The following is a 9,382-nucleotide window of genomic DNA, read 5'->3' on the forward strand; positions in this document are numbered from 1 at the left end:
CACTAGAAACATTACTTGATGGGAAATCGATTTGGGCCGAAAAGAATTTAGCTCAAATCTAAGCTGACAAGGCACCCTAAAAATCGGGTAACTGTCAGATCAGGTCTGAGCTACTACAAATAATAGCTAGTAATAAGGTCTTTGTAGTTTTTAGGTTTAAATACTTTTTAAAGAACATAAAATATATTTTTCGCTAATAACTAACGAAAAATAGCCCCTTTTTAATAAATTATAAGCAGAATCCATGTTTAAGGTCTAAAATTAACGTGTAGTTGTTATTTTGGTGGGCTTTTGAACATGGATTCAAATAATAAAAAGAATCAGTTAACCCATGCTCTTATGATCAATGACTCACTTCATCAATTATTTAATGAAGTAAGTTCTGTTGCTGTGCAGGGGTATGATGAAAATAGACGTGTGATCTACTGGAATATGGGAAGTGAATTACTTTATGGTTACAAAACCACAGAGGCGTTAGGCCAAACGTTAGAATCGTTAATTATTCCAAAAGCTATGCAAGATGTTGTAATAGCTGACATAAAAAATTGGCTTGAAAATGATATTGAAATTCCTGCAGCAGAACTCACCTTGCGCCATAAAAATGGTTATGATGTATGCGTATTTTCAAACCACGTTTTATTTACTAATACGTATAATGATAAACAGTTTTATTGTATAGATGTTGACTTAGCAGAGATAAAAAAAACTCAAGCAAAACTAGCGCTTAATGAGCATATGTTGGCGGCCGCATTTGAATCCATTCCTGATTTGTTTTTTTTAATGAATGAAGAGGGGGTTATCAATCATTATCATGCTAGTAATGAAAAAAAACTTTCTCTATCACCCAAGAAATTTATTGGCCAATCTATAGCCAAATTTTTGCCTACTGATATTGCGAGTAAATTTATAGAAAATATTAATAAAGCCATGGGTGAACGTACCATGACAAGTTTCGAATATGAATTAAACTTACCCAATGGCGCTTCTTTTTTTGAAGCGAGAATAAGCTATTTATCTAAATACAAACAACTTGTGATGATCATTCGTGATATTACTGAACAGCATAAAGCGGCAAAAATTATTCGTCATCATGCTTATTACGACACATTAACTTCATTACCTAATCGTTTTCTGGCCCTTGACCGCTTATCTCAACTGCTTAATGAAGCACAGCGTAAAAAAGAAAAAACAGCGGTTCTCTTTTTAGACCTAGATGACTTTAAAAAAGTAAATGACTCGTTAGGGCATGAGGTAGGAGACAACATACTTAAAGAATCTGCTCATCGATTAAATCAAGTTGTACGTAAAGAAGATACCGTGGGTAGGCTTGGCGGAGATGAGTTTATTGTTATATTACGGGGGTTAACTGACGGAGGAAATGCCTTAACTATTACAAAAAATTTACTTAATGCTTTTAGGGACCCCTTCAAAATAGATGGCAGAGAGCTTATTCTGACATTAAGTATTGGTATTGCTATTTATCCAGACAATGGAACCAATAGTACAGATTTACTGCGTAATGCTGATTTAGCTATGTACCAAGCAAAAGCGTTAGGGCGTAATACCTATTCATTTTTTACACAAGAAATGAATATTACCATGATAAGACGGTTAGCCATTGAAGAGCAAATGCATGGAGCAATTGAGCGAAATGAGTTTGAAGTATATTATCAACCGCAAATTGATTTGCGTAATAATTGTATTATTGGTGCAGAAGCTTTACTCCGTTGGAGAAATCCCGCTTTAGGAGATATTACACCTGATGAATTTATTCCCATAGCTGAGCATACGGGGTTAATTGTTCCCATTGGACATTTTGTTGTGAAACAGGCGCTAAACTTTTTATGTGAATGGCAAAATTCTCAACAGGCCAAGTATATTATGGCTGTTAATCTATCCCCTAGACAATTTAGAGAAACTGAATTACTTGGTTTTGTTAAAAACTCGCTTGATGAAGCAAATATTACAGCCAATTGCCTTGAGCTAGAAATAACAGAAGGCGTATTAATGGTTGGACAATCATATATTGATGATGCCTTACTTAAATTACATAAACTAGGTGTTAAATTATCTATGGATGATTTTGGAACGGGATATTCATCATTAAGTTATTTGCGTCAATACGATTTTGATGTATTAAAAATAGACAGAAGTTTTATAAAGGGTATTACAGAAAATAAGGCAGACCTTAGTTTGGTCAAGGCAACTATTTCAATGGCACATAGTTTAGGGTTAACCGTAGTAGCTGAAGGGGTCGAAACCAAAGAGCAAGTTAGGTTGTTAAGTGATCTAAAATGTGACTTTCTGCAAGGATATTATTTCAGCAAACCTGTGCCAGACAAACAATTGATTGATTATTCATTAACCTATAAATAATTAACTTGAACTGTCATCAGTAATGGGTGCAAAAGTAGCTGAGCATAATTGACTTAAGTGTTGCGGTGTTAGTTTTATTTCTAAACCGCGTTTTCCACCACTGACATAAAGATTCGTTAATAATTCAGCGCTGCTATCAATCACCGTAGGTAAACGTTTTTTTTGGCCCAAAGGGCTAACGCCTCCCAAAACATAACCCGTACTGGCTTCAACACGTTTAGCGTCAGCCATTTTTATTTTTTTTACTTTCAACGCTTTCGCCATGGATTTTAAGTTCAGCATAGTATTAACAGGTACTATAGCAACGGCGAGTTTGTCGGTGTCACAACACACTACTAGCGTTTTAAACACCTGTTCAGCTGCAAGTGATAATTTTTCTACTGCTTCAAGGCCAAAAGAACTAGCATTGGCATCGTGTTGATATTGCAGAAGTTCAAAAGGAATTTTTTTTTGTTTTAATAGTTTAGTTGCTGGGGTCATTTTCTCTCAATATATTGTATTTTTACATATCTTTAATGGTTTAATTATCCTATTCAGGTAGAATTATCAACTTATTATTTTCTGCATCAATCTTTTCTTTTATGCGTATTATACACACTTCAGATTGGCATTTAGGTCAATATTTTTATGGTAAAAGCCGAGCTAATGAACATCAACAGTTTTTGAATTGGTTATTAGTGCAAGTAAAAAACCATGGTATTAACGCCATTATTGTTGCAGGTGACATTTTTGATACCGCTACGCCACCAAGCTATGCAAGGCAAATGTATTTCAATTTTATTAGTGAATTACAAGCATTTGATTGCCAATTAGTAATACTCGCAGGGAATCATGACTCTGTCAGCATGTTAGCAGAATCTAAAGAATTACTCAGCGCTTTATCAACCAACGTGGTGGCAAATGTTACCGATATCACAATTGATAGTAATTTAGCCGAGCAAGTGTTTACCTTAAAAAACGCTGAAGGTGTGCCGCAAGCGGTTATTTGTGCTATTCCATTTATTCGCCCGCGAGATGTTATGAAAAGCCAAGCAGGACAATCTGCAATGGATAAATCTAAACAACTTCAACAAGCAATTGTTCAGCATTATCAGTGTTTGTTTGAGCAGGCAAAGCAACTTGTAAAAACCAGTGGTTGTCAATTACCAATTATTGCTACTGGGCATTTAACTGCTTTAGGTGTTACGTCATCTGATTCGGTGCGTGATATTTATATTGGTACTTTAGAAGCATTTCCAAGTAATGCTTTTCCTGATGCTGATTACATTGCTTTAGGGCATATTCATCGCGCACAAAAAGTAGGTAAAACCGAACACATACGATATTCTGGTTCACCAATAGCGTTAAGTTTTGATGAAGCTAAACAACAAAAACGTGTGCTGTTAGTTGATTTTGACAAGGAAAAACTATCTAAAATTACTGATCTTATTGTGCCATGCTTCCAACCATTAGCGATGTTAAAAACTACGTTAGATAATTTACATCAAGATATTGAAACACTTATTCCTGTGTTATTAACTGAAGAAAACAAAACAGACAAAGCAGTTAAGCTTTGGCTTGATATTGAGTTAGCCAATTCAGGTTCACTCAATGACTTACAATCTAAAATTACTGCATTAGTAAAAGACTTTCCTGTTGAAGTTTTATTGGTTAGAAGACAAAAGCAAGTAAGACAGCGGTTACTGCTTGATCAACAACAAGATCATAGTAATTTGAATGAATTAACTTTAGTCGAGGTTTTTGACTCTAGGCTACAACAAGAAGAAGCATTAAATACTAATGATCTGGACGACCCGTTACACGATGAAGGTTTAAAACGTAAAACTCAGTTGCAAACGTTATTTAATCAAACCGTTGCGCAAGTATTAAGCAAGGACGAATTATGAAAATACTACGGTTACGCTTTGAAAATATCAATGCTTTAAAAAATGCGTGGCAATTAGATTTTACTCAACCACCTTTTGACTCTAACGGGCTTTTTGCTATAACAGGCGCAACAGGCGCGGGTAAAACAACTATTCTTGATGCCATTTGTTTAGCTTTGTACCATCAAACCCCGCGTTTAACAGTGTCTAAAAAACAAAATCAGTTAATGACTCATTTTACTACGCATTGTATGGCAGAGGTTGAATTTGAGGTAAAAGGGCAAGGCTATCGCGCATTTTGGAGTCAAAAGCGTGCACGTAATAAAGTTGATGGTAACTTATTAGAACCAACAGCAGAGCTAGCATTACTTGATGGCACCATTATAGCTGAAAAACTGAAAACGGTTCGCACGAAAATAGCTGAAATTACAGGATTAGATTTTTCACGTTTTACTAAATCAATGATGTTGTCGCAAGGTGAATTTGCTGCTTTTTTAAATGCAGCAGCTAATGACAGAGCACAATTATTAGAACAGTTAACAGGAACACAAATTTATGGTGAAATATCAAAACAAGTTTTTGAAAACCATAAGCAAGCTGAAAAATCTTTACAGTTAATACAAGCCAAATCTGAAGGCGTAACTTTACTGACTGAGCAAGAATTAAATGATTTACGATCTCAAGAAGCTGATATTACCCACTTAAATCAAGTAGCTATGTTAGAACAGTCCTCTTATTTAGCGTTAAAAGACACTGTTATACTTAGTCAGGCATATAAAAAACAAGAAGCACAATTATGTGGGTTGCTAGCACAGCGTAAGCAAGCAGAAGAAAAAGTCACGGCTGGTAACCAAGTGATTAAAGAAAAATTAAAGGTTCAAGAAGAACAACAAGCTCAGCATAAAAAAATTGAAATCCAATTAATAAATACAATACTGCCCATAGAGCATGATATTTCAGCTATGTCGACACAATTAAGTCAAGTATTAGCAAATGAAGTTGAACAAACAAAAGAATCTGAGTTATTAAAAGAAAAACAAAAAACAATACAAAGTGAACACAAACAATTATCAAAAGAAGTAGATGAGCTACAACAATATATTACAGAGCATGAGCCGCTAACTAATGTTAAAGAAAAACTGCCTTTGTGGCATAACCAGGTAGATCAATTAGCAAAAATTAACATCACGCTTGTTCAAAAGACCCAACAGCTCGATTTAATAAAAAATAAGACACAGCAGTTATTAGATGAACAAAAAAATCATGCTATTGCGTTAAGTGAAAATACTGAGCGACTAACTGAGCAACAAAAACAAGAGAAAGTGTTAAACATAAGCCAACAAGAATGGGTAAATAAACACACGGCATTGTTAGACTCTGTTGGAATGACACAACAAACGCTTTCACCTGAAAGCTTAAACGTGAAAGTTAATCTATGCCAACAAAAGCAAACTCTATTTGTACAGGCACTACAACTTGCAAATCGCTATAAAGCACTACAACAAGAGCAAACTCAACTCACAAATAAAAAAGAAAGTATATCGCCAACACAAGACGGAATTAAATTACAACTTACTGATTTACGCAATAAGTTTTCAAATGCTAAGCAACAAAAGCTTGATGTTGAAACACTGATTGCTCAACAACAAACAATAATGGCTTTAAGTGATCACCGAGCTAAATTACAAGCAGATCAACCTTGCCCTCTGTGTGGCAGTCTTGAACATCCCGCCCTTTCACAATACCAAACAATAAACCTTGATGAACATCAAAATAGATTACATGCTCTGAACAATGATTTAAACCAGTTGGAAGATCAGGGGAAAGCATTGGCCCAACAAGAGAATCAACTAGACGCTGAACTTAATGCAATCTCTGATAGAATAAACAGAATAAATATTGAGAAACAGGAATTAACTCTCGCTTTTTCCAGTTTAGAGCAAGCCCAAACTCAAGCTAATTACTTTACTCAAATTGACATAACAGACGTAGCTGAAATTCAAAAAGCGCATACTGTTGTTAATAGTCAAATAATACAATTAACTGAATTTCAACAAACGTTCTCGCAATTACTTCAACAAAGGCAACAAGCAGAGCAAGACGTACAAAAAACAAAACAAATTTTAGAGCAAGCACAGTATCAAAGAAGTTTAATAGAAACTAACCTGAATCACAGTATCCAAGACAGTACAGACCAAACAAACTTAATGACACAATTAACTTTAGAACAAAGTGCCTTGCAAAAAGATCTACTTACCAGTGTTAAAACAATGCAGCTGAATAAAATTCCTCAGTTATCCATAGATTTTAATAATGAATTGGCCTTACTTAATTCCGATCATTGGTTACAACATATTGCTCAGCAAGTTAGTCTTCTAGAACAAAAATTAGTAGCGCAACAAAACCTTTTTACTCGTTTAAATACAATAGAACAAACAGACATTGTATTATCAGAACAAGTGGCCCAAGTAACAAAACAGTTAATTAGTTTAGCAAACCAAATAACAACCCTTAAAATGCAATTAGCAGATAAAAATAAGTTACGCGTTACTTTTTTTTTGCAATTAGGTTTTGTTGAAATGAATGAGCAATCGTCTGATTTTATAAGGAATTTATTAAATGACGAAGCCGGACAGCTTAAAGCAGGGTTAATACAATTACAAAGTGACCAACACAGTATAGAAGCCAACTTACAGCAACTTTTGGGACAAGAAAAAAGTGCAAAGCAACATTTAATTGAACAAGAACAAGCCATAACAAAGGCAGATGAACTACTCAATTCTATTATTAAAAAGACCCAGGGTGATCTTGAACAATTAAAAATACTGTCATTGGATGATATTGAATTAGCACTTAAAAACTATAACGATCAAATAAAAAATCAACAAATATCATTAGGGCAAATTCAACAGGCCATTTCTCATGATCAACAAAGTAGGGTGAACCAACAAACTTTATTAGCACAAATAAAAACTGAGCAGGCAAGGTTAGATGAACTGTCGTATTTAAATATGCTAATTGGTTCAGCCGACGGGGCTAAATTTAGAAAATTTGCCCAAGGTTTAACACTCAATCACCTTGTTTATTTAGCTAATGAACAACTCAATAAACTTGATGGTCGCTACCAGTTGCAATGTCAACAACGTGATAATTTAAGTTTGGAAGTATTAGATACCTGGCAAGGCGATAGCATTCGCGATACAAAAACTCTATCGGGTGGGGAAAGCTTTTTAGTTAGTTTAGCCTTAGCATTAGCGCTTTCTGATTTGGTTAGTAATAAAACCAGTATTGACTCACTCTTTTTAGATGAAGGTTTTGGTACGTTAGATAACGACACACTAGAAGTTGCCCTTGTTGCACTAGATAATCTCAACGCTAGCGGTAAAATGATTGGTATTATTAGTCATGTTGAAGCGTTAAAAGAACGAATTGATGTACAGGTTAAAGTAGAAAAACAAAGTGGTCTTGGTATTAGCACGTTAGATCATAAATTCGCATTGTAGTGCTAACTTTTGCTTAATTTATCATTGATAAGAATTAAAATAGGATAATATATTAGTGTCATTAATTTCAGAATACACTTGGATTTATTTCACCTTGCTTGCAGCGACTATGCAAGCGATAAGAACAGCAGGGCAAAAACAACTTTCAGGTAAACTTAACTCAATGGCAACCACCGCAGTGCGCTATGTTTATGCCCTACCATTTGCATGGGGTTATTTATGGTGGATGTTAGAATTTAGGGAGGTAGCGGTACCTGTTCTCAATAATCATTTTTTATATTACGCATTAATTGCTTGTGTTACTCAAATTATTGGTACGGCTTGTTTAGTTGCGGCATTTAGGTATAAAAATTTTGCTGTTGCCACGAGTTTGGCAAAAACAGAAGCGATTCAAGTGGCAATTGTTGGCGCGTTACTATTTGCAGCACCATTAAGTGTTATGGGCTGGTTTAGTGTTATTGTCGGTGTAATAGGTGTGTTTTTTGTCTCAAAGGTAAAGTTTAATACACGAGAAATGTTTGCTGGCTCTGATGCAGTATCAGGTTTGTTATTTGGTTTAGGTGCAGGGTTAGGATTAGCTATCACTACTTTACTTATTCGAGAATCAAGTTTAGCACTTAATATAGACTTATTGGTAAGCGCCGCGATAACATTGGTATTTATGGTTACAGTTCAAACAATAATATCGCTATTCTATGTTTATTTTCAGGATAAAAAACAGCTAGCTTTAATGCTAATCAATTGGCGTTTATGTTTGTTTGTTGGTGTCACCAGTGTACTCGGTTCAATAGGGTGGTTTACTGCAACTAGTTTTCAAACTGCAGCTTATGTCAAAGCACTTGGGCAAGTGGAGTTTTTTATTACTTTGGCGCTGACCTATCGTTTGTTTAAAGAAAAAATCACCTTAATTGAGTATATTGGCATGTTGTTAATTATTTTGAGTGTGGTTATTTTGCTCTTGTGGACATAAAAGTACAAAGTAAACAAAAATTAAATAATGCAAATTTTAATTCTTGCTCATTAAAATTTAATGCTAAGATGCGCTTCATTTCGTTTATTAAAGCCAAAGTGCTTTTAACCACCGATCAATTTATAAACAGTAAAGAGAATTACATGAAAATTACCGATAAAACCGTTGTTCAGTTCCATTATGTTTTAAAAGATGAAGCAGGAGAAGAGATTGAATCTTCTCAAGGTAGTGAGCCGCTTGCCTATTTACATGGTGCAAATAACACTTTGGTTGGTTTAGAAAAAGCCTTATGTGACAAAGAAGCAGGTGATAAATTTAGTGTCACCCTACAACCAGAAGAAGCTTATGGTGAACGCCAAGAAGATTTAATTCAACGAGTACCAGTAAAACATTTACAAGGTTTACCAAGTAAAAATGCTAAATGGAAGGCTGGCATGGTTGCTGTAGTTCATACAGAGCAGGGGCAACGTCAAGTCACTGTAATAAAGGCAGGTAAATTTATGATAACTGTTGATATTAATCCACCATTAGCGGGTAAAGTCATTACTTTTGACATTGAAGTAGTTGATGTACGTGCAGCAACAGATGAAGAAGTCGAACATGGCCATGCCCACGGTGTTGGCGGTCATCACCATTAATTAAGAAAACTACTTTTATTCGTAAAGGTA

Annotated in this window: 6 protein-coding genes; 5 read left to right on the forward strand and 1 reads right to left on the reverse strand. The window is 34.9% G+C overall.

The genetic code is table 11. The features are described 5' to 3' along the window. Window positions 1–297 precede the first annotated feature (297 nt). Entirely contained in the window at window positions 298–2,376 is a 2,079-nt protein-coding gene (locus ACE1OF_RS10755) for a sensor domain-containing protein (RefSeq protein WP_448894427.1), read from the forward strand. Here the strand turns inward: ACE1OF_RS10755 and ybaK are convergent, their stop codons facing one another. Further along, window positions 2,377–2,856, reverse strand: a complete 480-nt coding sequence (gene ybaK, locus ACE1OF_RS10760) for a Cys-tRNA(Pro) deacylase (protein WP_448894429.1) — start codon at window positions 2,854–2,856, stop codon at window positions 2,377–2,379. A gap of 101 nt (window positions 2,857–2,957) precedes the next feature. Between ybaK and sbcD the strand changes: the two genes are divergently transcribed. From sbcD to ACE1OF_RS10780, 4 genes are all read left to right on the forward strand, one after another. Then, the gene (sbcD, locus tag ACE1OF_RS10765; protein WP_448894431.1) at window positions 2,958–4,262 is read left to right on the forward strand and encodes an exonuclease subunit SbcD; all 1,305 of its coding nucleotides are present in this window, start codon (window positions 2,958–2,960) and stop codon (window positions 4,260–4,262) included. Continuing rightward, window positions 4,259–7,744, forward strand: a complete 3,486-nt coding sequence (locus ACE1OF_RS10770; RefSeq protein WP_448894433.1) for an SbcC/MukB-like Walker B domain-containing protein — start codon at window positions 4,259–4,261, stop codon at window positions 7,742–7,744. The genes sbcD and ACE1OF_RS10770 overlap by 4 nt, the downstream gene beginning before the upstream one ends. A 55-nt stretch (window positions 7,745–7,799) precedes the next feature. Further along, window positions 7,800–8,714, forward strand: coding sequence for an EamA family transporter (locus tag ACE1OF_RS10775; RefSeq protein ID WP_448894435.1), 915 nt, complete (start codon window positions 7,800–7,802; stop codon window positions 8,712–8,714). A gap of 143 nt (window positions 8,715–8,857) precedes the next feature. Next, window positions 8,858–9,352, forward strand: a complete 495-nt coding sequence (locus tag ACE1OF_RS10780) for an FKBP-type peptidyl-prolyl cis-trans isomerase (RefSeq protein ID WP_448894437.1) — start codon at window positions 8,858–8,860, stop codon at window positions 9,350–9,352. The last annotated feature ends 30 nt before the right edge of the window (window positions 9,353–9,382 follow it).

The organism is Colwellia sp. E150_009 (assembly GCF_053543955.1).